Below are 26,563 nucleotides of genomic sequence, written 5' to 3'. Positions count from 1 at the left end.
TAACGTTATATCGAAATAAGGCTTATGATTCCGATATATTAGAGCAGTTTAGAGGTGATTTAAATGGGAGAGAATGATTTGAAGGAGTTCCCAAATTATTTTCCAGATAGTTGTCCCCCAATTGATAAAGCGATAAAAGAAGAGATGAAAGTATATAGAATAGTTCCTTCGAGCTCTATAAAAGCAAAGGATTTTATAGCACCTGGTGTTAGAAGAAAGCAATATGCATCTGCTACCTGTGATAATCTTGCTCTTTCTGTTTTGAGTAGTACTAATGACATACCTGTTGCACACAAATTTTTTTCTGGGATAGGCATGAAGAAAATGAATAAGGTAGCGGTCGGACATATTTCACCAGATACTGGTGTCTTCGTTCATGACCCTAGTCAAACAGTTGGATATTCTCATGTAAATTGGTGGACATTTATGGGTGTTGAACCTCATACATATTTTAATGAGATATTAAAGATAGGAGAGGACATATAATGCATGGTGAGCTATACACACCATTAGGATGTCTGAAAATTTTGGATGTATTTTTCTATTATGATGGACCTCGTATATTTACATGTAAAAATAAATCAATTGAATTTCTTGCTTTTTTGGTCGATGAACTAGAGGAATCAGACCATTGGTTGTTTATTCCCGTAAGCAAATCAAGAGTTCAGGAGATTAAAAGTGGTAGGATTTCTATTAGAGATGCAATTACAAATGCTGAAGACCACCTATATGAGGTACACCTTCCTGTAACAGAAGAATTTAAACCCATTATCCAAATCCTATCCAGTGATGATATTCCAGATGAATATTTACCAGAGGAAGATTCCTATGCACCTTTAAGTACAGATACTCACTACTCAGAACTTCCGCCAAAGCCTTCCCCTACATTGGAAGAAGCTTTTGAAAGCCGTAGGGACATTTTGGATATTGCTATAGAAGGTGGAGAGGAAGCTTATGAGCTTGGTTGCCAAAAACTTGGTGATACACTAACCTCAATCCAATATACCTTATATTCATTAGATCCAAGATGGGATGCAAATATGAGAAAGCCTCCTTTAGCTGTTATAGAGGATAATTCAGCGAATGTTACATCTTTATTTGAATCTTCATTTGGAATTAGAATAAAGTCAAAAAAATCAGCGAATATATTTAATGTAACACCAGCTACTGAAGCAATGAATCAACTATCTGACCTTCTAATTAAAAGTAAGAACAATGAAACATTAAAGCAGAGTTTGAGGGGGATTAATCCAAGAGCGGTTATGTGGTATCAGAAGTTTCTTAATTCTGTTCAAAGTACCTCTGGAAGCTTAAAATTTGAATGGGCATCACCTAATTCAGAAAATAGATCCGACTCAATATCGAAAGACCAGTTGGATTCAGCCATTAAACTTATCAATGAAAACTCTGAAACATATCACCAAATGACTGTAAAAGGAAAGCTAATAGCAATCAATCTGAAAAGGAACACTTTCTACATAGAAGGTGATGACGAAAATGACTACTCTGGAAATTTATCTGAACAGATTAAAACAATAGTACAGAATGGTTACACTTTTGAGGTTCCGATGGAAGTAAATGCATTGATTGAGACAAAAAAGGTCATTAGTACATGTACAGATAAAGAAAGCGTATCGTATAAGTTACTTGAAGTTCATACAAAACAGTCTTAAGAGCATTTATAATATATAAAGGGTAAAAGGCTGCGTAAGTCCTTCTACCCTTTTTTGTTTTAGTTTACCCTATCCAACGTTACGGTGAAGCGGAATGGAGCTTAATTTCAGGAATAACTTTTTCAGCTCGGGTATGACAGAAATTGTGGATGGCACGGGACAGGAAGCCGGAAGTATCGATTTAAAGAGTGCTTTCGGCACTTCTCTGGACATTTATGGTCCATCCCGAGATTTGGTTTATTCAGGTAAATTTCGTGCGTTCTCGGGAAAGTGGAATGTAATGGATCCTGGTGAAGAGATTGTTGGAATCGTCAGAGCCAAGATGAGCTTTTTCACGAAAAGGTATGAATATCATGCGGGCTCACGAGGAATCTATTCCATCACTTCTCCGGCTTTCTCCAAAGAATATACGATTGAGGATGAGTCAGGGAAGGTTGCTGCGACCTTTACAAGAACCTCGGGCTTCTTCGGACCCGGCTCGTATCGTTTGGATAACCTGTCAAGTGAAGTGGATTCTTACGCCGTAAAAGACACAAGTACTGTGTCTCTTTTTTTCTATTATAGGCAATTGCACGCCATATTTCGGATGCTGGAATGATTTATACGCCACTTGATTGAAGTCCTCGAAATAACCCATAGTACAGTAATGCACTGATCATCGATGAAGCAAAAATCAGGCTGAAGATACCGAGCGGGGCAACCCAGGCAGATAAAAAAACAGTAACGGGTGCAAACAGACGTCCGGCAATATACTGCAAATGGTCTGCCCCCATATATTGACCTCTGGCGTGCTCTGGAGCGTAATGGCTGATGAAGCTATGCATCACGGGTGATCTTACGATTTCTCCGATTGTGAAAATGATTGTGCAGCCAAACAAGTACCAGATATTCGTGCCCAGTCCGAGTAGAAATGTACCGATTCCTGTCAGCAATGCAGACAGAATGAATACGTTCCGGTCTTGAACAGGACGCAGCCATCGGGTGACTGGAAGTACAAACAGCACAAACATCAGACCGTTCAAGCCGAGAACCCAGCCCAATATTTCAGTATGCTCCAACTGGATGTGTATATCAAACATAGAAATTAAGGACTGTGCTGGCACGTAATTTGTAATATAGACTGCTAAATAAAGATCCAGCTGCATGATTGAAATGAGTGAGAATATTCCTGCCAGCAAGTATAGAAGAAACATTTTGTCTCGGAAAATAATCCCGTAGCCTGTCCATTGTTCCCTCAGTAAGCTCATAAATGAATGGGATGATGTACGATCGGTATCATATTCAGGCTTGCTCTCATGAACGAAGAACAAGATCAGAGCCGAGTAGATCAGCATGATGGATGTACAGCACCACAGCAGCTCTTGCCGATATTCGAAGAAGAAAACAGCGCCTAAGGCAGGCCCAAGCACGGCTCCTAAATTGTTCGCCGTCGTATAAGCAGCAAATACTTGTCTACGGTCCTCCTGCGGGACCAGATCTGCCACCATTGCGGAACTGGCGGGTTTGTACAGGGCGGAACCGAGACCAATACCAATAAAAGCCGCATAATCCACTACATGATGAGTCGATACGGCAAACAGGGCAAACATGATGGTCTGCAGTGCTGTACCGATAAGCATTACGGTACGTCTGCCCAGACGGTCAGCCATGTATCCGCCAATTAAGCTGCCAGCCAAACTGAACAAGGGAGGAACCGTCATCATTAGCCCAGCTGTCTGTAATCCAAACACTTCGCTGAAATAAACCGTAATGAAGGGGAAGTACATCCAGTACAGCATGTTGAACAGCGATTCCCCAAATAATCGGATCTTCAGATTGGTACTCCACAACCGAATCTTCACTTCCAGCTAGCCTCCATTCATGAACCCAATGTATTCACCTGGCCAGGTCTATCAAAATATAGATGATTTATTTGGAAAAATATAGACTTATATTTATTCAGGATTTATACTAATAATATGAAAAGCGAGGCGACGCCTGTCTAATTCCGAAGCTGCAATTATCGAACATATGTTCTTTTATTGGGGTTCTAAATGACCATTTAGCTTAATCTAAACATACAGCTGTTTTCAAATAGTTAACCTATTTGAGGACAGCTTTTTTTTGCTTGAACATCATTTATAGTTCGTTTTGCTGCTGTAATGAAAAATATATTTAATCTTGTGTCAAACTATTTGGACAAGGACTACGCATATATAAACGAACCGGTTTGATAGGAATGGAGCGCTTTGTTTATGGAATCTGAGAAACAGTGGATCAGGCAGATCAAGAGACAATCGAATAAAGCCGCGGCGGATAAGCTGGTATCGTCCTATTACAAGGAGATTTACAGCTACGTATATAGACAGACGATGGACAAGGAGCAGTCGATGGACCTCACACAGGAAATTTTTATTTCCATGCTGCAGTCCATTCAGCACTTTGACGGGAAGAGAGCTGCGTTTCGTACCTGGCTGTATCGGATCGCCACCAATCGAGTGATCGATTATTATCGGTCCAGAGCCTTCCGCTATCGTCAATCGACGGAAACGATGGAGGAGGACCAGCATGTCATGTCCGAGCCGGAAGACTTTACGATCCGTGTAGAGAACAGAGAGGAAGTCATGAGAATTATGCACGTTGTTAGTGAATTGGAACCGGGCAGCCAGTCCATATTCAGGCTTAAAATTTTTGGCGAATATACGTTTCTTGAGATCGCGGATATGCTGCAACTCCCGGAATCTACAGTAAAATCCAAATACTATGCAATGATTCGCAAAATAAAAAAGAAGCTGGAGGTGAATACCGATGCCTCATAATGACAAGCCGTTCTATGTTGAATTCCCGGATGAGGATACCATCCGTACCGAGGTGGAGCACATCGTAGCAAGAGGATTGATGCCGAAGCCATCGCTCTCACGGAACTTGATGGATATGGCACGCCAGCTAGGCCTGCGGGTGCTGTTCAAGGATCGAGCAGAAATTGCGTTGATTACAATTGTTGGACTCCTCATTATGGTGCTGTTTGGCTATGCTGCCGGAGAACAAGTAAATTCAGCTTCTCCATGGTCTATGTCCGTACTTATCTTCACGACATCGCCTGTGCTGTATTTTACGATTGCGGTAATGTTCTTCGTTCAGCTTCGTACCAAGAGCACCTACGAAACAGAGATGGCGTGCAAATATAACGTCCATCAGCTGGCTGCATTTCGAATGCTCATATTCAGCCTGCTCAGCCTTGCCGCAAATATGATCTCAATTATGGTGCTTGCCGTGCAAATTGAAGGGTTTGATGTGGCAAGAAGCATCCTTATGTCAGCCAGCTCGCTGTTTATTTTTTCAGCCTTGTTCATGTACTTTCAGCTGCATGTGAAATCGGGCTGGTCCTGGCTTATCGCTGGTATGAGCTGGATTAGTGTTAATGTACTGCTCTCCTTGGGGCTGGGACCGGTCTTTGAGCAGGTCTTGAACCAGGTTCCACTTCTCGTGTACGGATTTATCGCGATAGCGGGCTTTATGCTGTATGCCCGTCATCTCAAACAAATGTTTCAATTACAGCAGGCAGGAGGCTATAGATAATTCATGTTAACCATTAATCAAGTAACGAAGAAATTCGGTACCTTCACTGCGCTGGAGGAGATCAGCTGTGAGCTTGCGAGCGGGGTGTACGGTTTGCTTGCTCCGAACGGAGCGGGCAAAACGACACTGATTAAAATGCTGACAACCCTTCTTTTTCCAACAAAAGGCGAGATTCTGTATGGCGGAGAAGACATCGTGCAGATGGGGGAGAGATACCGAGATCGACTCGGCTATTTGCCGCAGCAGTTCGGATATTATAAGAATGATACGCCGGTGCAGTACCTGCACTACATTGCTGCTCTGAAAGGAATGGGCAGGGAGCAGGCCTCGACCAAGATTAATGAATTGCTGGCACTTGTAGCATTGGAGAGTGTCAAAAACAAGAAAATGAAAAAATTCTCTGGCGGGATGATCCAGAGAGTTGGCATTGCTCAAGCGATGCTGAATGATCCTGAGATATTGATTCTGGATGAACCAACGGCAGGGCTTGACCCGAAGGAGCGGGTGAGATTCCGTAATTTGCTTACCCGGCTGGCACGGGATCGAATTATCATTTTATCTACGCATATTGTGTCTGATGTGGAGCTCATTGCAAACGAAATCCTGATGATCAAGGATCGGCGTTTGCTGTATAAGGAGAGTGTGGAATCCTTGTGCGCACGTCTTGAAGATAAAGTGTACGAGACGGAGCTGAGCTATGAGGAGGCAGAAGTGCTGAAAGAAAAATATTTGATCTTGTCCGAGAAGCAGGAGCTCGGCAGGCTGAAGGTTCGCTTCTTAACAGAAGCAGGCGAGCCGGATATCGTTTCGAGTAAAGTCATACCAAGTCTTGAGGATGTGTTCATATACACTTATCAGGATGAGGTGAACCTAGCAGGAGATGAAGTCTATGCGGGGCATTAAAGGGTATGAGCTGAGAAAAGTGCTGAAAGCACCGGTATTCCCGATCCTGCTCGTTATATTCATTCTGTGGAATGTGTTTCTGATCTGGCCCGTGACTTACATTAAGGAGGATTTACAGCTGGTTAATGCGCTTACGGCAGAATATGGAGCGGAAATGGATGAGGCAGCTCTTGCGGGTTTGAGTCAGAAGGCGAACGAATCGCTGGGTGAAATGAATGCGGTGACGGAGTCTAGAACAGAGCAGAGTTATGAAACGGCTGCAAGCTTTTTTGAGAAGGATAATCTGACGAAATACGTTTATAATCAACCTGGCTTATACACGGAAGATGAGCTGCAAATATTTCATCAAGCGATGCTGATTGAGCATTATTACGTGAAGTCACAAACCGCAGATACCGTATATAAGCAGCTAGATGTAGAAGCTTATGCGGAAGATGCAATGGAGCTGTATGGTGTTACAGGCAGCCCGGCTGAATTTATTAGGACACAATTTGCTGCACTTGGTGAACGGCTGGGAGAGCTGATCGACAAGGAAGAGCATAAGCAGTTGTTCTTTGATGGGGGCATGTATCGCATGCATTCGAAGTTGTTCGAGACCCTCTTCGGCGGAATCGCGATCGAGCTTATGGTGCTGGCGGTACTGATCACAGGCTTGATCTGCAAATACGAAACGGAGCACCGCAGCGAGCATGTCGTCTATTCGACCCGAAGAGGCCGCAAGCTGATGTGGGACAAGCTCTTCGCCTCATTGACCGGTTCATTCATCTCGGGTGTGCTCCTGATTATAGCGAGCTTGGGAGTCTATTTTCTCATGGCAGATTATTCAGGACTGTGGAATGTATCCATGAGCAGCCTATTTATATCCGATAAAAACTTCCCTTATATCCCTTGGTGGGAATTAAGCTTCTTAGAATATCTCATGCTGGTCATTCTCATATTTGTGATGGCTCAGCTGATGTTTAGCAGCATGGCGTTCATTATATCGATCTTGGTCAGGAACAGCTACTATGTATTTGGGGTATTTGCCCTATGTCTGGGCATCATTGTGGCATGGCGGTCATTTATATACCATCAGACAGCTTCCTCATTCTGGCCAGTTTATTTAACTCATTTCATATGATCTTGGAAGCTCAATATATGTTCATGGGTCAATCGATCTTTCGCACATACCAATGGTACGAACTTGTTACACTCCTGAGCTGGACTGTCCTGCTGGCATTTGGGGTTGTCTTATGCATGCGCAAATTCAAGAAGCAGGGGCTGTGAAAGGAGGGGAATACATGAAATTAATTGGTTATGAGCTGCGGGAAATTTTTAATCCGAAGGTGCTTATCTTTCTTGCTTTGTTCCATGTGATCTTTTATTTCTTGTTTTTGGAATTTTCATTTAAATATTTTCCTAATGGCAGACCGAATGGGGACGTGCACCAAGTGACGATACAGATGCTCGGACAATACGGGGACCATATGGGTACAGAAGAATTTGAGGATTTCAAGCAGCAATTAACGGATCTGGAGCAGAAGGCAGACCAGCTTATCAAATCAGATCCTTATTTCAAGGAATACAGGGTCAATTCTTATGAGGAATACAAACAAAAGTCGGGTGAAGGAATTCTGCCCTTTGAAGTCAGCAGTTATGTCTACAATCATAAGGAGCGCAACGACTTGTTTTATGGAATAGGGGCAAGAGGGAGACTAATTGAGCAATATGAGAGCAAAAATACTGCTGCAATAATGGATTTAAATGATGCACAGCTCGAGAAAGTTGAACAATATGAAAAAGAAGGCATCTTTACTTCTCTTTTCTCCGATGAGTTAATGCAAAATTATACGATTCTGCTTGGGTTCCTTCAAATCTTGGTCCTCGTGAGCAGCATGTTCCTGCTTATTCCCTTATATATCAGGGATCGAAGTAATGGGGTCATCTATTTGCAATATTCGTCCAAAACAGGGCGGAAACACTTCCTGATCAAATGGTTAACAGCAATTCTGGCGGTGACCGTACTATATGCCATTCAGCTCTCCGCATTCTTTATGTTTTATTCAGATGAGATTAAGAGTGTGTTCTACCCGATCTCGATTAACTCCTATTTTAACAGCTGGCTGGGCCCGTATTGGTATGATCTAAGCTTCATGGAATTCATCTTCATAACGATGGGGCTCTTGTATGTGCTGCTGCTCCTGTTCACCACCTTGACGGCGATGATCTCAAGTCTGGCTCGTAATTACGTTATCATTATCGCAGCGCTGGTGCCCTGCGTCATATGGATGCTGAGTCCGTTCTTCGATATCATGCTGGTAAGAACCGCAAGGATTGTTGATCCGTTACTTTTACAGCCAATTCTGTATGTGGTCTTGATACTAATGATCGGCCTGTTCTTGCTGCTTCGGTGGAGAAGGGAACGAGTGGGAGATATAAATTAACTGTTGGAAGTGACGCAAAATGATCTCTTATTTAGAGGTCATTTTGTGCATTTTATTGCATTCATTGTTGTATGGGAGAATTTAACTATTGAGGTGGTAATATGATATAGTACTAGAGAAATATCACTTGTACATATGAGGAGAGAAGTTAGATGCCTGCCCAATTTTTAATCGGACAATATGGTGGATTTGACCTGGGTAAATATGAAAGGGATTTCAAAAGTCATTTTTTCGGGATTGAGAATTGTTTATATGAGTCTGAGGAGGATTTTGATAGGCTCTTGTCCTTGTCGCATAAGGATGTGTTTAAATATGGGTTCCATTTCGCTCCCCGATCTGGACAGCATGAATTTCGGGATGCGCTGTTTATGTCTTCAGATGAGAATGTAAGAGAGGAAGCCTTTGGTTTCATTGAGCAAGAGCTAGAGTATCTACGTGACCGTCATTTAACTCCGGCATATGTACTGTTCCATTATCCTAAGCCGGTAAGGCTGGATCCGCAGAAGGATTGGGAGCTGTGGTATTTCGACAATGAAGCGGAGTATGAATGGGACAGGGAGGATTCGGAGTTATCCTTTGAAGCCAGAAGTGAAGAGGTATTTCAGAGATTATCTCATTATGGAGAGCTCTACGATTTTACACCGGTTCTTGAATTTGATGCCGTACCGCGTGTTATCGTGGAAACCGATTTGCTGATTCGATTACTGGAGAAGTATCCCTCTATTCGAATCTGTCTGGATACGGCGCGGCTGTTCCTTCAGACATTGACCGATCCGGATTTTGATGCAATGAAAGTGATTCACGAGTACGCCCGCTATGCCAAGCTAATACATTTATCCAATGCCCGTTATACAGATAATGCGGTTCTAAGACACCATCCGGTACTTCCGGGATTATCTCCTATTGATGGCTGGGCACCGATCGAGGATTATTTGATCGCCATTCGGGAGCTGAATTCGAATGTCCTTATACTGTTCGAGCACCGATCTGATCGTATCACGGATGTTGAACTTGCGGAATGCTATGAGTGGGTAGATGGACTTATGAACAGGGAAAAAACAAGTATAATTAATCAGTGACTTCAATGTGGATTATGAGCTTGTTAAGATATAACTGCAAGCATGCTACGAGAAGGAGTATTCATTATGGATCTAATCGAGGAAGCCATTAAATTAAGAAATGAAGGAAACAAGGAAGAAGCGCTGGAGAGATTACTGCATATTAAAAATAGATCTGAAACTGAGGAAACGGCGCAATTAAGCTATCAAATTGCCTGGACTTACGATTCATTAGGCCTTGAGCAAGAAGCTGTTCCTTATTATTTGGAGGCCATCTCTATAGGGATCCAGGGAGAAGATAGATCAGGAGCTCTGTTGGGACTGGGCAGTACATATCGAAACTTGGGTCAGTATGAAGCTGCCGAGAACGTATTACGGCAAGGCATAGAAGAATTCCCAGATAATAGAGAGTTTAGAGTCTTTCTAGCAATGGTTCAGTATAATCTCAAAGAATATGCATCCGCCATGAGGCTGCTGCTCGAGGAAATTGCTGAAAATTCTAATCATTCCGGAGTTCAGAGCTACAGACAGGCTATTGCCTTCTATGCAGACAAACTGGATCAGCGCTGGGATTAACTGGAAAAAGTTCTTTCGTTGAAGAAACGTTAAGTATTCTGCTCCCGATTGTTCGGGACTTCGATGTCATTGAATTTACGGAACTTGTAAGTTTTTTCGTGAATTCACTTGCTAACTTCAATTTTGTAGTATAAAATGACATCAATATTTAAATACGATGAAGAGGAATAGTACATCAATTCCAAGCGATCAGAGAGCTGTTGTCCGGTGCAAAACAGCCGCATAGGAATGTTGGAACTCGCCTTGAAGTAGCTCGCTGAACTGTAGTAGGTGGAGCCGGAGTCCTAACCGTTATCAATTAGGGGATATAAGTTCACTGCAAATGGACCTGTATCTGCCTGAGTGCATACCATATGGTATGAATTAGAGTGGTACCACGTAAGATGTAAAGTCTTTCGTCTCTTATGAAGAGATGGAAGGCTTTTTTTGCATCCATAAATCAGATGTACATACTATTGGGAAAAGGGTGGTCGTTATGATGAAAAATGTGGAGAAATATGCCAGAGGTTATTTTATGCCCCCGAAGACTAGCATGAACTGGGCAAAGAAAGAATACATTTCCGAAGCACCAACCTGGTGCAGTGTCGATCTTAGAGATGGAAATCAGGCGCTCGTGGTACCCATGAACCTTGAAGAGAAGTTGGAGTATTTTAATCTCCTTGTGAACATTGGATTCAAAGAGATTGAGGTCGGCTTTCCAGCCGCCTCCGAGACCGAATTCGCTTTCCTTAGAACCTTGATTGAGCAGAACCTTATTCCAGATGACGTAACGATCCAAGTACTTACCCAATCCAGAGAGCATATTATTCGCAAGACCTTTGAATCCCTTAGAGGAGCCAAAAAAGCGGTCGTCCATCTGTACAACTCAACAAGCCTTGCTCAGCGTGAGCAGGTGTTCCGTAAATCCAAGGAAGAAATTATTGATATTGCGGTATCCGGGGCAAAGCTGTTGAAGCAGTGTGCAGAGGATACAGAAGGGAACTTCAAGTTCCAGTATTCGCCTGAGAGCTTTACCGGTACGGAGATTGAATTTGCTCTTGATATCTGTAATAGTGTGCTTGATGTATGGCAGCCTGCAGCTGACAATCAGGTAATCATTAATCTGCCAGCTACCGTATCGATGTCCATGCCGCACATTTATGCGAGCCAGATCGAATATATGAGTGAACACTTAAGCCATCGGGAACATGTAATCTTGTCGGTCCATCCGCATAATGATAGAGGAACGGGTGTAGCAGATGCGGAGCTGGCGATGCTGGCAGGAGCACAGCGGGTAGAAGGAACCTTATTTGGGAATGGAGAACGCACAGGGAATGTAGATATCGTCACTTTGGCACTGAATATGTATTCTCATGGTGTAGATCCTCAGCTTGATCTTACCAATATTCCTGAGATTATCTCGGTATATGAACGCCTGACGAAAATGAATGTGGATGAAAGACATCCATATGGCGGCGAACTGGTATTTACGGCCTTCTCAGGCTCGCATCAGGATGCCATTGCCAAAGGGATGAAATGGCGTGAGGAGGAGCAGCGTGCTCACTGGTCTGTTCCTTATCTGCTGATTGATCCAATCGATATTGGCCGTGAATATGAAGGTGACATCATTCGAATCAACAGTCAATCCGGCAAGGGCGGTATCGGCTTCGTACTACAGCAGAAATATGGTCTTGATCTTCCGCCGAAGATGCGCGAAGACTTTGGTTATGTCGTCAAGAATGTGTCAGATCGTACTCAAAAAGAGCTGATGCCTAATGAAATTTACGAGATCTTCATGAAGGAATATGTAAACATTTCAGCACCCGTCGAATTTGTCAAATACCAGTTCCCGGATGATGAGGACTTCCATACGATCGTAACGATTCAATCTGGAGGAGAGGTTAAACAAATTACCGGTAACGGTAACGGAAGACTGGATGCCATCAGTAATGCGCTGCAGAAGCATTGCGGATTGGAGTATACCGATCTCGTATACCGCGAGCATGCACTTGAGACGGGCTCCAAATCACAGGCCGTTTCTTACATCGGTATTACATCCAGTAATGGAACCGTATTTTGGGGCTGCGGCGTTGACGCCGATATCGCCAAATCTTCAGTTAAGGCTTTGTTTAGCGCCGTGAATAAGATGAACCAGAAGCAGTAAATGATGATGGCCAGTCAGAACTGGCTACAGATGGATTGGTTTGAGCGGGGTTTCATATCTCTGCAGTACAGCACACAAAAAGAGGCGTTCCACGCATGGAACACCTCTTTTGTGCTTAATCCATTAGTAACCGCCGAATCCGCCCCATCCGAAAGATGCAGCAATGATAACCAAGAGGATAAAGAGAACCAGGATTGCACCGATTCCGTATCCGCCGCCTTGGCCGTAACCGAAACCTCCAACTACTCCGCTCACAGAAATTCCTCCTTTACCATCAAGATAAAATATTTTTATGTTGCATTGAGTCCATTGGTCTGGACTTTTTTACCCTGAATTTCACGATCAGAGCCCTGTCTTAATGACTCAAATATCAGTAACCGCCAAATCCGCCAAGTCCGCCCCATCCGAATGAAGCCGCAATAATGACGAGAAGAATAAAGAGTACCAAGATTGCACCAATTTTATTTCCACCGCCGTAGCCACCTACGCCGCAACTTTCTACTACTCCACCCATCTGAACTCCTCCTTTGATCGAAGATAAGATAGGGTATGACAGAAATATGGAATTGATCTAGACGAATGTGGAATTGGCAAAAAGAGAAAATTCTTTAACAATGCTATGAAATTGTAATATAATCTGCTCATCCTCATCGAGATAATTAGGGAAAGGAGGTTATGTATGAATAATTGGAAACGCTTTCTCGTGAGTTCTATACGTTTCAAGAAGCTGAGAACCCGGTTTTTATTTGCAATGATTGCTCTATCGATCCCTCCTTTGTTTATTCTCGGCTATTTCTCCTTTCAAACGACTACAAATACAATGATGCGAACTCATGCGCAGACCAATTCCGATCATTTAAAGACGGCTAGCGAGATGGCAGATTTGTTATTTCGTAATTTAATCAATCTGAATCGGGCTCTAGTGCTTAATGAATCGATTCGCAATGAGCTTATACATATCAAGAACGGTGAGCAAGCGGCTTCACCATCGGGAACAAGTGAGCGAATGGCTGCTCAAATTCAGCGTGTTATCAATACCCATCTCCTGGACAACCGCTTCGTTAATTCCATCTGCATACTGGATTATCACTTTCAAATCTACTGTTTAGGCCGCTCAGACGATGCAGGCACATATGAGCATGATACGAAAATAACACAGATTCAAAATGCAGAATGGTACCAAAAGGCCGTTAACGCCGAGGGTAGAGTCATTTTTTATGGAACAGACGTGCTTAGTGATACGAAAGATTCCTTCTCGACCATCAAGCTGTTTCGAGATTCGGAAGGTATGAATGGAGAGAGCTTGGGCGTGATTATTGTCAATGTATCCAAAAATATATTTGACAGTGCATTTAATGTTCATCACCATACCGGAAGCTATATGGCAATTGAGGATACGCAGCTGAGAAGCAGGGTCGTATTTCCTGACGCCTCGGAAGGAGATCATCTGGTCTCTCCATACAGCTCTGCCAGTGAAGCGATTCAAAAATTAAAGGAGGAAAAATATCTGGTAAGCTCCTATCGGAACGAGACGACGAATTGGACCTTTATTCATTCAGTACAGAAGAAGGAGCTGCTGGCAGAGTCAAACCGGATCGGTACGGCAACTATGGTCATTGCACTGTTAATTTCACTTACCGCTCTTGTTCTGTCGTACATATTGTCCGGCACCATTACCAAACCGCTGATCTCGATTAAAAAAATGATGATGGAATGGAACAAAGGAAAAAGAGAGTTCACGGCTACATTTGAGCAGGATGAAGTCGGTGTCATCGGCGAGACTTTTAAGCGTATGGCTTCTGAAAATGATGAACTGAATGAAAAAGTCGTGTCCCTTGTACTTAAGGAAAGGGAAGCTGAGCTAAGGGCACTACAGGCACAGATCAAGCCGCATTTCTTATATAACACGCTTGATTCCATCTATTGGATGGCCATGCTCAAGGGAAGTCCGGAGGCCGCTCAGATGGCTATTTCTTTATCCGAGAGCTTTAAGCTTAGCCTGAACAAGGGCAAAGAGCTGATTCCTATTTTTAAAGAGCTGCAGCATATTAAGCATTACTTGAACATTCAAAATATCCGGTACAATAACCGTTTTCACTTTGAGGAGGACATCGAAGAATCCATGATGAGCATGGAGATGATCAAGCTGCTTCTGCAGCCGCTGGTTGAAAATGCAATTTATCATGGACTCGAGCCCAAAGTTGGGGAAGGCCGGATTCGGCTGACAGGACGAAGAGAAGGTGAATTCATTGTATTTCGTGTTGAGGATGACGGGGTGGGAATTGAAGACCCGGCAGCAATCGAGCATGGTTATGGTTTGAGCAATGTGAAGGAAAGGCTGCGGCTCTATTATGGATCCTCAAGCAGATTTCAGATTGCCAGCATTCCAGGGAAGGGTACGTGTATTGAGCTAAGCTTTAAACCATTAACACAAGAGGAGGGACGCAGGCATGCATAAAGCCGTAATCTTTGATGACGAATACATTGTAGTAGAAGGGCTGAGGCAAATGGTAGATTGGAACGGCCTTGGCATTCAGCTTGCCGGTACAGCGAATGACGGCTGCAGGGCACTGGAGCTTGTGAGAGATGTTCGGCCGGATTTAATTCTTACCGATATTCGCATGCCGGGAATGGATGGACTGAAGCTGATCGAGTTGGCAGCGAAGGAGGTACAGAACGCTTCTTTTATTGTCTTCAGCGGCTTTAACGAATTCGAATATGTCAAAAGAGCGATCCAGCTCGGAGTAGCCGATTATTTGGAGAAGCCCTTTACGATCGAGCACATCAATCAGGCATTGACCAAGGTCCTGGGCCACATATCTAAACGGGAAGAAATGGAGGTGCTCCGCAGCGATTGGGAGGGCAATAGAAAGGCGCTGGTCGAAAGAGCGCTGCTGAACCTCCTGCTCAATAACGAAAGCTGTCCGAATGCATGGTCTGAGCTTCATGAGCTGGAGCATACCGGCGTTATCTGCGCTACAGTTCTTGCATTTCGTGCCGATCATTTTACAATTCACGCTAGTGAAGAAGCAGTCATTCAGCTTCAGATGGGTAAGGATAAGCTCGCAGTGATGCTGCACCGTACAATGCCAGGCGAAGATTACTGGGCACAGCATGCACAATATTACCGTGACAAGGATTATCCCATTGGGCAGGGGGAGATCGCGATTCAACCAGCGGATCTGTTCATCAGCCTGGAGACGGCAAGATATGCTCTGAAGCAAGCGGAGGAAGTGGGATGGACAGGGCTGTGCCCGTATAAGGCCAAAGCTCGAGATAAGAACGAATCTAAAGGCAAGGAAGCGATCGAGAAGGCTCTTGCCTATATCCATCTGAACGGAATGCGGGACCTGTCACTCGCTGAGGTTGCTGAGCATGTTGGCTTGAATGCAGCCTACCTCAGTGTCCTATTCAAGGATTCTGCGGGAGAGTCCTTTATCAAATATTTGACCAGACTGCGGATGGAGAAGGCAAAGTGGCTGCTGCAGAGAGGATTGAAGGTCGCGGACGTCAGTGAACGGGTTGGTTATCATACGTATCGCCATTTTTCCGAGGTATTCAAGAAATATACAGGTGTTCTTCCAGGTCAATATAAGGAGGACCCAAAAAATACGGACATCAATCCAAAAAATGACCCACTGACTGAACCTGAATGAAAGCATTTACAATGTACTCAGGGGATGTAGTAGTCCCGAATGTCAATTCATTCAGGTAGGGGGCCAGTATTTATGAAAAAAGGAAGAAAAAGAGCTGCACTGATCATTTCTGTACTGCTTGCGGTTGGGTTACTATCAGGATGTGCTGCTGGTGGAGAAGAGGGAGCTCCATCATCCGCAGAGGGAGATGTGACATTGACGCTGCTTAGTGATAACACGCAGGATGCACTAAACAGTGCAAAAGCGATGATCGCTGCTTTTGAAGAGAAGAACCCGAATATTAAAGTAGAAGTCGAGACGAGACCCGGAGGAGATGAAGGAGACAATCTGGTCAAGACAAGGCTGTCTACTGGGGATATGACCGACATCATCATGTATAATTCAGGTTCATTAATGCAAGCGCTTAACCCGGAAGTGAATCTGCTGGATTTGACCAATGAATCGCTTATGGACAATGTAATGGACACCTTCAAACCGACAGTTACGTATAACGGGAAAATTTATGGAGTCCCTGCGGGTTCCACGATGGCTGGCGGCTGGTTCTACAACAAGAAGGTATATGAGCAGCTGGGGCTGACCGTCCCTGAAACCTGGGAAGAGCTGATGGTGAACAACGAGACAATTAAGGCTGCCGGCATCACTCCGGTCATTGGCACATACAAGGACAGCTGGACCTCTCAGCTAGTGGTTCTTGCGGATTATTATAACGTTCAATCTGATGCTCCGGGGTTCGCAGACGATTACACCGCAGGAACAGCGAAATATGCGACCACACCTGCAGCGCTTCGCAGCTTCGAGAAGCTTCAGGAAATATTTAATAAAGGTTATCTGAATAAAGATTTTCTGGCAACAACTTATGATGCTGGATTGAAGATGCTGGTTGAAGGAACAGGCGCACATTATCCAATGCTGACGTTTGCCATCCCTCCGCTTGTCCAGAACTATGCGGATCAGATCGAAGACATCGGATTTTTCCCTCAGCCGGGTGACCGTGCTGATGATCACGGCTTGACCGTCTGGATGCCAGGCGCAGCCTACATCTATAAGAATACGGAACACCCTGAGGAGGCTAAGAAATTTGTATCATTTATTGCTTCTCCAGAAGGAATGGCAGCCAGTGCTACCGTATCCATGCCGACAGGGCCTTATGTAATCAATGGGGCCGAGATGCCGGAAGATGTAGCTCCTGCCGTTAAAGATATGGTGCCTTATTTTGAATCGGGAAAAACAGCTCCTGCCCTGGAATTCCTCTCTCCAATTAAAGGACCGAGCTTGCCGCAAATTACGGTGGAAGTAGGTGCCGGAATCAAATCCTCCGCCGAAGGTGCCGAGGTATACGACAAGGATGTAGAGAAACAAGCCAAACAGCTTGGACTGGAAGGCTGGTAATTGCCGTATGTCCAAAGTATTCCGAAAAACCTATTCTTACATGTTTCTGCTCCCAGCAGCCATCATCTATTTCGTGATCTTTATTTTTCCTACCATCATGTCCTTTTTCTTCAGTATGACGAGGTGGACATTGGCCGATTGGGAATTTATCGGATTCGAAAATTTCATTACCTTTTTCCAGGAATCCTCACTAAGCATCGGATTTAAAAATACATTCATCTATGCGGTCGTGACTTGCAGTCTAAAAGTAATCCTCGGTCTGCTGCTGGGTGTGTTTCTTACCTCCAAGCTGCGTACCAAAGGGTTTCTGCAGTCTGTAATCTTTTTCCCGACCCTAGTGAGCACCATCGCCATCGGTATAGCCTTCAGCATGATGATGCATCCGACCGAGGGGCTGATTAATACTGCGCTGTCCTTCATAGGCATCACCGGTCCGGATTGGCTGGGTGATACGCGGATCGCCCTGCTGTCGGTCGCTCTGGTGGATGTATGGAAGGGAGTCGGCTTTGCAACAGTCATATACATTGCGGGGATCTTATCGATCCCTGCTGAATATTACGAAGCTCTTCAAATCGATGGGGGCGGCTCTTTCCGCAAGTTTTGGAATATTATCATGCCTCTGAGCCGGCCGGCCACCAACTCCGTAATTATTCTGTCCTTTATCGGCGGGCTGCGCTCCTTCGATCTTGTATGGGCGATGACCAAGGGAGGCCCTGGCTTCACGACAGACCTTATTGCGTCTATTATTTATAAGCAATATCAAGGAGGGTTCTACGGACTCGCGACAGCGGGCAATGTCATTCTGTTCCTGTTTGTAACGGCACTCGCTTTTCCGCTGTACATGTATTTGAACCGGAAAGAGGTTGACCTATGAAGAAGTCCATTCAGAGAGCTATTGTCGAGATTGTATCTGTCCTTCTTACGGTCATTATATTTATCGTTCCGCTGTATTTCGTGCTGGTCAATGCATTGAAGGATCAAAAGGAGGCGGCGGTACTTAATCTGAGCTGGCCCTCTCAAGTTCATCTGTGGGACAATATCCGTGAAGTGATCACAGCCCGTGATTATATGTTACTTACTGCATTTGTGAATAGTACCGTCCTCACTTTGCTATCCATCTTTGTTCTAATTGCCGTCTGTGCGATGGCCGGGTATGTCGTTCAGCGAAGGGTCAGCAAAGCGACGCCATTCATAAACTTTTTTATTCTCGCCGGGCTGATCATCCCTCCTGCAATTGTCCCAACGATCTGGGTACTGGATAGTATCGGTCTATACAAAACGATGATGGGTCTCGTACTGGTAGAAGTGGCGCTCAGCTTTCCTTTTGGCGTGCTGCTGTATAAAGGGTTTATGTCCCAAATTCCCCGGGAGGTTGATGAGGCGGCGGTAGTGGATGGGGCTAACGGCTTTACATTGTTTTACCGAATCATTTTTCCTTTGCTTCAGCCGGTTACGGCGACGATTATTATTACTTCCTCGGTCAGCATCTTTAACGATTTTACTAACCCGCTGTATTTCTTCCCAGGCGCGAAGAATGCAACGGTCCAGCTGACACTATACAATTTTCAGAGCCAGTTTAATACACAATGGAATCTTCTATTCATGAATATTTTGCTGATTACTATACCGCCTCTGCTGCTGTTCATTATATTCAACAAAAAGATTGTTGCCGGAATGACGGCGGGTGCCGTGAAGGGCTGACATTATGAATGAAGGGAAGATTACAACATGCCAATGCTCGTACCTGGAGGAAGTCTGCTGGAGCGTGCCCAAGATTTACTCCCCAAATTATATGAATCTACTATTTATCCAAGAGAAGCGGTACAGGTCATCGCTGACGAAACTGCATTTCAAGGCTGGAGGATGCAGCCCCAGTCGGCAGTGGAGGATGTATTGGACAGAACGTACAATAGTAACGAGAGCTTCATTCTGGATTTTGGTGATCATCATGTAGGCTATGTATCCTTTAGCGTTCGTGCTGCCGGAAGCCCCCAGGATGCCCCGCTGCGGCTGAAGCTTGTCTTTGGGGAGATGCCCTGTGAGATGGGGGAAGAATTCGATTCCTATAACGGATGGCTCAGCCGTTCCTGGCTTCAGGATGAGGTTATCATTATTGATGTATTGCCACAGCGGATTGAGCTGCCGCGTCGGTATACCTTCCGCTATATGAAGGTCATTGTGCTGAGTACCTCTCAGAAATACAAAGTTCAATTTGCGGACATTCAGGCAAGAGCAGTCACATCAGGGAACTTGGCAGAGGTTAAGCCGCTGCCCGCAGGTCTTCCGGCGGATATTGCAGAAATGGATCGAATCGGCATTCGCACCCTGCAAAACTGTATGCATACGGTCTTTGAGGACGGGCCCAAAAGGGATCGCAGACTATGGCTTGGAGACCTGAGGCTGCAAGCACTGGCGAACTATTACACATTTAACAATCATGATCTGGTTAAGCGCTGTTTGTACTTATTTGCCGGACTGCGAGCGGATCAAGGCCAGATATCAGCATGTATCTTTGAACAGCCTGAGCCTCATGCAGATGATACCTTCTTGTTTGATTATTCACTGTTTTTTGCATCAACCCTCTATGATTACTACAATGCGACAAAGGATAAAGCCACAGCGGAGCTGCTCTGGCCGGCAGCGAAAGACCAGATACGATTTGCGCTCGAACGAGTGGATGATCGGGGAATCGTGAGAGATGATCCCCAGTGGTGGTGCTTTGTTGATTGGCATCCGGAGTTGAATAAACAGGCCCCTGCACAGGCTGTATTGATCTATTGCCTTAAGCGTGCAAGGCTGCTGGCTCAAGAGCTATCGGAGTTAGAATTAAGCAGCATGCTTTCAATGGAGATCGATCGATTGACCCAAGCTGCACTGGAGTATTTGTGGGACGAGAATCTAGGTTACTTCATTAGTGGCGAGGATAGAAACCTGTCTTGGGCCTCCCAAATCTGGATGGTGCTTGCGGAAGTGCCGGATAAGGAAGATCGGGCTGAATTGCTCGACAGACTGTTTATAGATCCACCGACGGTTGCTCCCATGACACCTTACATGGTGCATCATCTCATCGAGGCGTTGTTTGAAGCAGGCAAGAAGGAGAAGGCCTTGGATGAAATGCGCAAATATTGGGGCGAAATGATTAAGGACGGGGCGGATACCTTCTGGGAGGTATACAATCCAGATGATAAAAAAATGTCGCCATACGGCAGCAATCTGATCAACAGTTATTGTCATGCCTGGAGCTGTACACCGACCTATTTTATTAGAAAATATCTGATTTGAGCTATTAGGCCAAAGGCTGTCTTCTACTAAGGGGACAGCTTCTTTTTGTTATAGAGAGCTCAATGAGATATATTGGCTGAAAAATGAATTGGCTATAATTATTCTTACCCTTGCGGGAAAGTAGAAGAGACGGTAAGGTGATTGTCGAATAAATAAGTACAGATCTATTAACTTGTGAAAAAAAAAGGAGGACTTGCAGCGTGGCTGAATTTGTCCGTACACCCCCGATTCAAGAGATCGCAACGTTTATCGCCAGAATGAATAGCAGTAAGAGCAGCAATGTTGGTTATGCAGGAATGAATAGACACGAGATTGAGGCTAGTCTGACAGAAGAATTCTCAGATTTGTCTCTTGAAGACTCTATCGTAGTTTATATGGAGGAAGGAAAAATTGTTGGCATCCTTGGGTTTGATGTCGAACTGGAAGCAGGAGCAGCAGAAATTTGGGGGCCTTTTATCGACACGGAGTTTGGACCCTTGTGGCAGAGGATTGCCACTGATCTATGGAATACAGGCCTAGCCAAGCTAGAGAGTCGTGTACATACATTCAAAGGCTTCTATAATACGGCGAACGATCGTGGAAGAGAGTTAATGAACCAGTTAAAGGCTGATTATAAACAGAAGGAAACGGTTCTTGTAATTAAACCAGATGCATTAATAAAGGAACAAGGAGGGGCATACTTCCATCATGCTTCAAATGGTTCAATAGAAGCTTGGGATGAGCGGTGGGCAGCGCCCTTCTCGACGTTGCATGATCAGTGCTTTCCAAGTACCTACTATAATTCAACAGCAATTCTAGAACGACGGAGTAACGAGAATCGACTATTTCTATATACTCAAGAAGAAGAGCTCCTCGGTTATGTCTACACGGAAGGAAACGAAGAGCATGCTGAAGGCAGCTTGGAATATATTGCGGTAGCTGCTGCAGCTCGAAATAAGGGGATTGGTACTGCACTAATGCGGTATGCGGTAACGGATTTGTTTGAAAGAGCTATTGAAGAGGTAAAGTTATGCGTGTCGAGCTCTAATCATACAGCGCTTGGGGTCTATTTAAGGGCGGGTTTTACTGTCGAGCAGGAGCTCGAATTCTACATTTTAAATACTGAAGAATGCACAAGTGCTATCAAGAGAAGGAAACAGAATGAAATCAAATATGATGGACCCAGCAATTGTTGACGTTGCCGACTTACCATTAGGGTGGGTTGCATGGCGAGAAGACATAGTTAGCCCTTGAAACAGAGAGAAGAATCAAATTAGATTAGTAAACCTTGATTGGCTTCCCGCCTCTCAAGGTTTTTTTGATGGTTCGACTCAATGCCGAACAAATCAAACATTTATAAGATTACACCTATTTTCTCAAATAATTCTCGATAGATTGACCAACCCACTTACTTCTAGATGTAATTTACAGCTTCTTTAGTTCTAGTACAATTCGACTAAGTATATAACCATTTCGATACAATGTGTAGCACTAAATTCCTGTTTTTTAATATTCGATTCCGAGAATACGAGTCGATATGACAAAAGATCTATCCATTATACAGCATTCAACCAATGGTAGATTAGAATCGATGTCAAATAACTTCACCTAAGCAGTTTGGTATGTTCGATTTTATGCGAAAATAGCTCGAGTTTTGTGTAAAAATAAGGCGTTTGACAACAATTCTACCATCATGTGAGGTATATCAGGAAATTCTACAATGTTTTTAAGCGTGTTGAATTAAAATAGTTTTCGAAGAACGATAGTGTTACTTCAAGCTACATAAGAAGAAGTTTATCGAAAAAGGAGACATGCGATGAGGAGAGGACATGAAGAAGATTGATAGAGTATTGCAGAAACTTAGCTTACATTGAATAGTATAGGAGGAGTAGTATGCAGTCTAAGCCCATTCGACGTAGATTGATGTCATTATCGGTTGTCTCCACGTTATTCCTATCCACAGTATTTCCCGCGGTAGTCTCCGGAGCTGAAGCAACGAATAGAAAGTTTGATCCTTCCTTATTTAATTTAGATGAGAGCAAGCTGAACTCTCAGATGAATGGTGTCACATTGAATAGTAGCAAGAAGCAAGCTGCATTAAATAACACAGATCAGAGTACGAATACCGGTTCGAAAATTGAATCCTATACACAGAGTGATAATTCCGAACGAGCTTCCTCAGTAATTACCCCGCAAAATTATGTTCCTGAATCAGACAGTACAAGTACAATCAGTGTAATCGTAGAGTTATCAGAAGAGCCGATCGCACTCTATGAATCGAAGTCTTCTCAAAATTTAAACTCGGGAAATAACGATCAGCGCAGCCTCATTCAGAAACAGCAACAGTCTTTTGCCTCTGCTGCAAAAAGACTGAATGCCACGCTGAAGACACCATATTCTGTTGTTTTTAACGGGTATGCAGTAGATATCCGGGCTGATCGGGTTGAAAGCCTGTTAGCGATTCCGGGTGTCAAAGCCGTGTATCCGGATAGTGAGATGAAAGCGACGCCAATCAACAGTATTACTCCTAATATGGATGAAAGTGCACCGTTTATTGGTTCAGATACGTTCTGGGATATCGGATATGATGGGGCAGGCATTAAGGTAGGTGTACTGGATACGGGAATTGATTATGAGCATCCAAGCTTAGCTGATGCATATAAAGGCGGATATGATTTCATTGATAATGATGATGATCCTTACGAAACACCTCCAGATCCTAATGATCCTGAAGCTGCTACCGATCATGGAACGCATGTGTCCGGTACGATTGCCGGCCGCGGCAATCCGCTTGATCCAGAAAGTGGAACAGGCTGGGTACGGGGCGTAGCCTATGGAGCTGATATATATGCGTATCGGGTGCTCGGTCCAGGCGGCAGCGGTCCAACATCAGGAGTAATTGCAGCAATTGAACAGTCGGTTGAGGATGACATGGATATCATAAATCTATCTTTGGGAAGCGAAATGAACAACGAATTTGATCCTGCTTCCGTTGCACTAAACAATGCGGCTCTGGCTGGTGTTGTTGCCGTGGTTGCTAATGGTAATTCGGGACCAGATGATTATACACTTGGTTCGCCGGGAGCTGCCGAAATACCCATCTCGGTAGGTGCTTCTACTCCCCCTCTTAATGTACCAACAGTTGATGGTGAGGGGCTACTTACTTCTTATGGCAGCCTGATGACATTCTCTCCGGATTTATCCACACTGGATGGAGAAACAATAGAAGTCGTTTATGCAGGTCTTGGAACGACGGACGAAACAGAAGCAGTCGATTTGACTGGAAAGGTTGCACTTATCCAAAGAGGAAGCATTTCCTTTACAGAGAAATCTGTAAATGCACAGGCTGCGGGTGCTGTAGCTGCCATCATTTATAATAACGAACCAGGGAACTTTGGTGGAACCTTGGGTGTACCAGGGGATTACATCCCAACCCTTAGTATATCTCTTGAGGATGGTACAGCCTTGAAGAGCAAGATCGAGGCTACTCCTGGTTATGAAATTACATTCGGAATTGACTTACAGCAGGACTTAATGGCAGATTTCAGCTCCAGAGGTCCCGCTCTTCCTAAATATGGAATCAAACCGGATATCTCCGCACCTGGTGTTGCGATTCGTTCTTCAATTCCAGCCTATGGTGGAGATTATTCAGAAGCTTATGCGGACTTCCAGGGTACAAGTATGGCTACACCGCATGTTGCGGGAGCAGCTGCACTGCTACTGGATAAGGATGCGAGCTTAACCCTATCTGAAATCAAAGGTTTAATGACCAATAATGCACTTAAACTGAGTGATCTAAATGGAAACCGGTATGAGCACAACATTCAAGGGGCAGGCAGGCTTGATCTGGAGAGTACCTTGGAAGCGAAGGCAGTAGCCTTGGTTCAGGAGGAAACAACCGCAGTAGAGTCGGGTGAAGAGACTCCTTATGAGACAGGACTACTGAGCTATGGAATACTTGATGGAGGATCGACATCAACCAAAACGATTGAAGTCAGTGATGTGGTGGGTGAAGGATCTTCCTACAGCGTATCCACAGAGTGGTATGGTACTCCTCCAGGGACGCTGAGTGTCAGTGAATCCAGCATTTCTGTTCCCGTTAATGGAGAAGCTTCGATTGATGTAACGATTGCAATGAGTAATGGGATAGCGGATGGAAATTACGAAGGCGAGCTTATATTGACGGAAGCTGGCGGTCACCAGCTGAAAATTCCAGTCTATGTGTACGTTGGTGAGCCTGTTGAAATCCCTGTCGTATCCGATGTTGCGGTTGACCCTCAATTTTTCTCACCTAATGAAGATGAGCTGTATGACTATACAGATGTATATTTCTCCGTGAATGCAGGGAACGAAAAAATAGCTTTAGATATTCTTAATCCTAATGGAAAATGGCTGGGTTCAATTGATGAATCTAATGGAGAAATGGAGCCTGGAGATTACTGGATACAACAATGGGATGGAACGATCATTAATGGGCCTAACATTATCAAACTTGAGGATGGAATTTACTTTGCCTCTGGATCAGCTTTAATAAATGGAGGCTGGATAGAGTATCTAGATGAAGCGTATCCATTTGTTCTCGATACGGCAGCACCAGTGTCGACTCTGGATGACCCACAAATTACCGTCGAAGGTGACGTCGGGACCATCCGGGGGCAGATTGAATCCGACCTTATGGTAGATGCTCTGGGTGATTATTCAGGTATTGGTGTTGAGGCAGGTTACCTTGTTGATGGCGAGTGGGACTATGCAATTGGATCGATCTCGGATAACGGTGAATTTACAATTGAAGTACCCATTGTAGAAGGCCAAAATGATTTCGAAGTGTATGTCTATGATTACACAGGCAATGGGTTTATTGAACCTTCACATCTTGTCAGCTACGAAAGTGACGGAGAAGAACCTGGCGAACCGACACCAGGCGAAATCTCCTTAACGGTGGATCCTTCCGCTGATGAAGTTGGTGTCAATGAATCCTTCAATCTGGACATTGATTTCTCCGAAGTGGAGGATCTCTATTCTGCTCAGTTCAGCTTGACGTATGACGAGGATCTGGTAAAAGGCACAACAGCACCAAGCGTGGTTCTCGCAACGTATCAAGAAGAGCAGAATCCGGGCGTAACACCATACGTCTATGAAGAAACAACGGCACTCGGTAATGGGCTGGCGAAAACAGACTACGTCATTACTTTGGTAGGATTGGAGTCTGGGTATACCGGAGAGGGTGCACTTGCATCGTTCAACTTCGCTGGCGCAAGTGAAGGCGAATACGACTTCGAATTATCGAATGTTCGTGCACTGAACAGTACTTCTGCAGATATTGCTGTAGGTGACATAACCGGAGCGTCTGTAACGGTAACAAGTGATCCTTCACCAGGTCAATACTCCATTACAGGCAGCATTGATGCCGAAGCCTTCGCTGACGGTGTTGACTACAGCGAGACTTGGTACCAAGGTGCGGATGGCGTACACAAGGTCGTTGTTGAAGCTGTTGATAGCAACGGTTCAGTAGCAGGTGTTGGAACGGTTCGGGCTGACGGTACGTACACCATTGAGGTTCCTGAAGGAACTTACACAGTACGCGTTGTTGTTCCGGGTCACATCACGGAAACAGCAGGCGTAACCGTAGACGGCAATGAAACATTGAACTTCGGACCGCTGACAGCAGGTGATGTCAATAATGACGGTGCAGTGAATCTCGTAGATCTGCAGCTGACAGCCAAAGAGTTCGGCAAAACGAAAGGTTCCGCTTGGACAAATGCTAAAGCCTCTGCAGCGGACATCAATCGTGACAGCGCAATAGACCTGCTGGACATCTCATACATCATCGGAAACTACGAGCTGTAATTTCGAATGAATGAACGAATCAGTAAGCTGGAGGGAGGACCACAAGTCCTCTCTCCTTACATATTAAGATGACAGG

At 44.5% G+C, this 26,563-nt stretch carries 22 protein-coding genes and 1 other annotated feature; of the genes, 19 read left to right on the top strand and 3 right to left on the bottom strand.

Features of this window, described 5'->3' with window-relative positions; all coding sequences use genetic code 11:
- Positions 1 to 63: 63 nt before the first annotated feature.
- From PUW25_RS15340 to PUW25_RS15330, 3 genes are all read left to right on the top strand, one after another.
- Positions 64 to 486 (top strand): hypothetical protein, encoded by a 423-nt coding sequence (locus PUW25_RS15340; RefSeq protein WP_274338407.1) that lies wholly within the window; start codon positions 64 to 66, stop codon positions 484 to 486.
- Positions 486 to 1,673 carry a DUF6575 domain-containing protein gene (locus tag PUW25_RS15335; RefSeq protein ID WP_274338406.1) on the top strand — a complete coding sequence of 396 codons (1,188 nt, stop codon included), beginning with the start codon at positions 486 to 488 and terminating at the stop codon, positions 1,671 to 1,673. Before PUW25_RS15340 ends, PUW25_RS15335 begins: the two co-directional genes overlap by 1 nt.
- A 94-nt stretch (positions 1,674 to 1,767) precedes the next feature.
- On the top strand, positions 1,768 to 2,271 hold the full coding sequence (locus tag PUW25_RS15330) for an LURP-one-related family protein (protein WP_274338405.1): 504 nt from the start codon (positions 1,768 to 1,770) through the stop codon (positions 2,269 to 2,271).
- Between the two features lies 1 nt (position 2,272).
- Here PUW25_RS15330 and PUW25_RS15325 read toward each other — a convergent pair whose 3' ends face one another.
- Positions 2,273 to 3,514, bottom strand: a complete 1,242-nt coding sequence (locus tag PUW25_RS15325; protein ID WP_047910507.1) for an MDR family MFS transporter — start codon at positions 3,512 to 3,514, stop codon at positions 2,273 to 2,275.
- Between the two features lie 393 nt (positions 3,515 to 3,907).
- Here PUW25_RS15325 and PUW25_RS15320 point away from each other — a divergent pair, with 393 nt between their 5' ends.
- The 8 genes from PUW25_RS15320 (at position 3,908) to leuA (ending at position 12,334) form a co-directional block, all read left to right on the top strand.
- Positions 3,908 to 4,471 (top strand): RNA polymerase sigma factor, encoded by a 564-nt coding sequence (locus PUW25_RS15320; protein WP_047910506.1) that lies wholly within the window; start codon positions 3,908 to 3,910, stop codon positions 4,469 to 4,471.
- Positions 4,461 to 5,231: a hypothetical protein gene (locus PUW25_RS15315; RefSeq protein WP_047910505.1), complete on the top strand. Its 771-nt coding sequence runs from the start codon at positions 4,461 to 4,463 to the stop codon at positions 5,229 to 5,231. Before PUW25_RS15320 ends, PUW25_RS15315 begins: the two co-directional genes overlap by 11 nt.
- A 3-nt stretch (positions 5,232 to 5,234) precedes the next feature.
- On the top strand, positions 5,235 to 6,134 hold the full coding sequence (locus PUW25_RS15310; protein WP_047910504.1) for an ABC transporter ATP-binding protein: 900 nt from the start codon (positions 5,235 to 5,237) through the stop codon (positions 6,132 to 6,134).
- Positions 6,121 to 7,254: a hypothetical protein gene (locus tag PUW25_RS15305; RefSeq protein ID WP_274337273.1), complete on the top strand. Its 1,134-nt coding sequence runs from the start codon at positions 6,121 to 6,123 to the stop codon at positions 7,252 to 7,254. Before PUW25_RS15310 ends, PUW25_RS15305 begins: the two co-directional genes overlap by 14 nt.
- A 160-nt stretch (positions 7,255 to 7,414) precedes the next feature.
- Complete coding sequence (locus tag PUW25_RS15300) at positions 7,415 to 8,557, top strand: hypothetical protein (protein WP_047910502.1); 1,143 nt, start codon at positions 7,415 to 7,417, stop codon at positions 8,555 to 8,557.
- 152 nt (positions 8,558 to 8,709) lie between these two features.
- Entirely contained in the window at positions 8,710 to 9,636 is a 927-nt protein-coding gene (locus tag PUW25_RS15295; RefSeq protein WP_274338404.1) for a sugar phosphate isomerase/epimerase, read from the top strand.
- A 66-nt stretch (positions 9,637 to 9,702) separates the two neighbouring features.
- On the top strand, positions 9,703 to 10,191 hold the full coding sequence (locus PUW25_RS15290; protein ID WP_047910500.1) for a tetratricopeptide repeat protein: 489 nt from the start codon (positions 9,703 to 9,705) through the stop codon (positions 10,189 to 10,191).
- A 148-nt stretch (positions 10,192 to 10,339) separates the two neighbouring features.
- Positions 10,340 to 10,597: a binding site (T-box leader), on the top strand.
- Positions 10,598 to 10,669: 72 nt separating this feature from the next.
- Positions 10,670 to 12,334: a 2-isopropylmalate synthase gene (gene leuA / locus PUW25_RS15285; RefSeq protein WP_205053777.1), complete on the top strand. Its 1,665-nt coding sequence runs from the start codon at positions 10,670 to 10,672 to the stop codon at positions 12,332 to 12,334.
- Between the two features lie 123 nt (positions 12,335 to 12,457).
- On the opposite strand, the gene PUW25_RS15280 is transcribed toward leuA, so the two are convergent.
- Positions 12,458 to 12,589: a sporulation protein YjcZ gene (locus PUW25_RS15280; RefSeq protein ID WP_193745991.1), complete on the bottom strand. Its 132-nt coding sequence runs from the start codon at positions 12,587 to 12,589 to the stop codon at positions 12,458 to 12,460.
- A 115-nt stretch (positions 12,590 to 12,704) separates the two neighbouring features.
- Complete coding sequence (locus PUW25_RS15275; RefSeq protein ID WP_193745990.1) at positions 12,705 to 12,848, bottom strand: sporulation protein YjcZ; 144 nt, start codon at positions 12,846 to 12,848, stop codon at positions 12,705 to 12,707.
- Positions 12,849 to 13,013: 165 nt separating this feature from the next.
- Between PUW25_RS15275 and PUW25_RS15270 the strand changes: the two genes are divergently transcribed.
- The 8 genes from PUW25_RS15270 (at position 13,014) to PUW25_RS15235 (ending at position 26,487) form a co-directional block, all read left to right on the top strand.
- Positions 13,014 to 14,792 (top strand): cache domain-containing sensor histidine kinase, encoded by a 1,779-nt coding sequence (locus PUW25_RS15270; RefSeq protein ID WP_205052884.1) that lies wholly within the window; start codon positions 13,014 to 13,016, stop codon positions 14,790 to 14,792.
- Positions 14,785 to 15,990: a response regulator transcription factor gene (locus PUW25_RS15265; RefSeq protein WP_205052885.1), complete on the top strand. Its 1,206-nt coding sequence runs from the start codon at positions 14,785 to 14,787 to the stop codon at positions 15,988 to 15,990. Before PUW25_RS15270 ends, PUW25_RS15265 begins: the two co-directional genes overlap by 8 nt.
- Positions 15,991 to 16,062: 72 nt before the next feature.
- Positions 16,063 to 17,379, top strand: coding sequence for an ABC transporter substrate-binding protein (locus PUW25_RS15260; RefSeq protein WP_205052886.1), 1,317 nt, complete (start codon positions 16,063 to 16,065; stop codon positions 17,377 to 17,379).
- 7 nt (positions 17,380 to 17,386) lie between these two features.
- Positions 17,387 to 18,253: a carbohydrate ABC transporter permease gene (locus tag PUW25_RS15255; protein ID WP_047910496.1), complete on the top strand. Its 867-nt coding sequence runs from the start codon at positions 17,387 to 17,389 to the stop codon at positions 18,251 to 18,253.
- A complete protein-coding gene (locus tag PUW25_RS15250; RefSeq protein ID WP_205052887.1) occupies positions 18,250 to 19,080 on the top strand; it encodes a carbohydrate ABC transporter permease in 831 nt (276 codons plus the stop codon). Before PUW25_RS15255 ends, PUW25_RS15250 begins: the two co-directional genes overlap by 4 nt.
- 27 nt (positions 19,081 to 19,107) lie before the next feature.
- Positions 19,108 to 20,661, top strand: a complete 1,554-nt coding sequence (locus PUW25_RS15245; RefSeq protein WP_274337272.1) for an alpha-L-rhamnosidase-related protein — start codon at positions 19,108 to 19,110, stop codon at positions 20,659 to 20,661.
- A 200-nt stretch (positions 20,662 to 20,861) separates the two neighbouring features.
- Positions 20,862 to 21,836, top strand: a complete 975-nt coding sequence (locus tag PUW25_RS15240) for a GNAT family N-acetyltransferase (RefSeq protein ID WP_274337271.1) — start codon at positions 20,862 to 20,864, stop codon at positions 21,834 to 21,836.
- Between the two features lie 697 nt (positions 21,837 to 22,533).
- Entirely contained in the window at positions 22,534 to 26,487 is a 3,954-nt protein-coding gene (locus tag PUW25_RS15235; RefSeq protein WP_274338403.1) for a S8 family serine peptidase, read from the top strand.
- Positions 26,488 to 26,563: the final 76 nt, after the last annotated feature.

The organism is Paenibacillus urinalis, assembly GCF_028747985.1.
Classification (GTDB): Bacteria; Bacillota; Bacilli; order Paenibacillales; family Paenibacillaceae; genus Paenibacillus; species Paenibacillus urinalis.
Note: the sequence above shows the minus strand (reverse complement) of the source record. Positions and strands in the feature narration are given on the sequence as shown.

What these genes read in the sequence shown, in the direction of transcription:
- PUW25_RS15340 (WP_274338407.1), top strand. Translation starts at nt 64, where the DNA reads ATGGGAGAGAATGATTTGAAGGAGTTCCCAAATTATTTTCCAGATAGT.
- PUW25_RS15335 (WP_274338406.1), top strand. Translation starts at nt 486, where the DNA reads ATGCATGGTGAGCTATACACACCATTAGGATGTCTGAAAATTTTGGAT.
- PUW25_RS15330 (WP_274338405.1), top strand. Translation starts at nt 1,768, where the DNA reads ATGGAGCTTAATTTCAGGAATAACTTTTTCAGCTCGGGTATGACAGAA.
- PUW25_RS15320 (WP_047910506.1), top strand. Translation starts at nt 3,908, where the DNA reads ATGGAATCTGAGAAACAGTGGATCAGGCAGATCAAGAGACAATCGAAT.
- PUW25_RS15315 (WP_047910505.1), top strand. Translation starts at nt 4,461, where the DNA reads ATGCCTCATAATGACAAGCCGTTCTATGTTGAATTCCCGGATGAGGAT.
- PUW25_RS15310 (WP_047910504.1), top strand. Translation starts at nt 5,235, where the DNA reads ATGTTAACCATTAATCAAGTAACGAAGAAATTCGGTACCTTCACTGCG.
- PUW25_RS15305 (WP_274337273.1), top strand. Translation starts at nt 6,121, where the DNA reads ATGCGGGGCATTAAAGGGTATGAGCTGAGAAAAGTGCTGAAAGCACCG.
- PUW25_RS15300 (WP_047910502.1), top strand. Translation starts at nt 7,415, where the DNA reads ATGAAATTAATTGGTTATGAGCTGCGGGAAATTTTTAATCCGAAGGTG.
- PUW25_RS15295 (WP_274338404.1), top strand. Translation starts at nt 8,710, where the DNA reads ATGCCTGCCCAATTTTTAATCGGACAATATGGTGGATTTGACCTGGGT.
- PUW25_RS15290 (WP_047910500.1), top strand. Translation starts at nt 9,703, where the DNA reads ATGGATCTAATCGAGGAAGCCATTAAATTAAGAAATGAAGGAAACAAG.
- leuA (WP_205053777.1), top strand. Translation starts at nt 10,670, where the DNA reads ATGAAAAATGTGGAGAAATATGCCAGAGGTTATTTTATGCCCCCGAAG.
- PUW25_RS15275 (WP_193745990.1), bottom strand. Translation starts at nt 12,848, where the DNA reads ATGGGTGGAGTAGTAGAAAGTTGCGGCGTAGGTGGCTACGGCGGTGGA.
- PUW25_RS15270 (WP_205052884.1), top strand. Translation starts at nt 13,014, where the DNA reads ATGAATAATTGGAAACGCTTTCTCGTGAGTTCTATACGTTTCAAGAAG.
- PUW25_RS15265 (WP_205052885.1), top strand. Translation starts at nt 14,785, where the DNA reads ATGCATAAAGCCGTAATCTTTGATGACGAATACATTGTAGTAGAAGGG.
- PUW25_RS15260 (WP_205052886.1), top strand. Translation starts at nt 16,063, where the DNA reads ATGAAAAAAGGAAGAAAAAGAGCTGCACTGATCATTTCTGTACTGCTT.
- PUW25_RS15255 (WP_047910496.1), top strand. Translation starts at nt 17,387, where the DNA reads ATGTCCAAAGTATTCCGAAAAACCTATTCTTACATGTTTCTGCTCCCA.
- PUW25_RS15250 (WP_205052887.1), top strand. Translation starts at nt 18,250, where the DNA reads ATGAAGAAGTCCATTCAGAGAGCTATTGTCGAGATTGTATCTGTCCTT.
- PUW25_RS15245 (WP_274337272.1), top strand. Translation starts at nt 19,108, where the DNA reads ATGCCAATGCTCGTACCTGGAGGAAGTCTGCTGGAGCGTGCCCAAGAT.
- PUW25_RS15235 (WP_274338403.1), top strand. Translation starts at nt 22,534, where the DNA reads ATGCAGTCTAAGCCCATTCGACGTAGATTGATGTCATTATCGGTTGTC.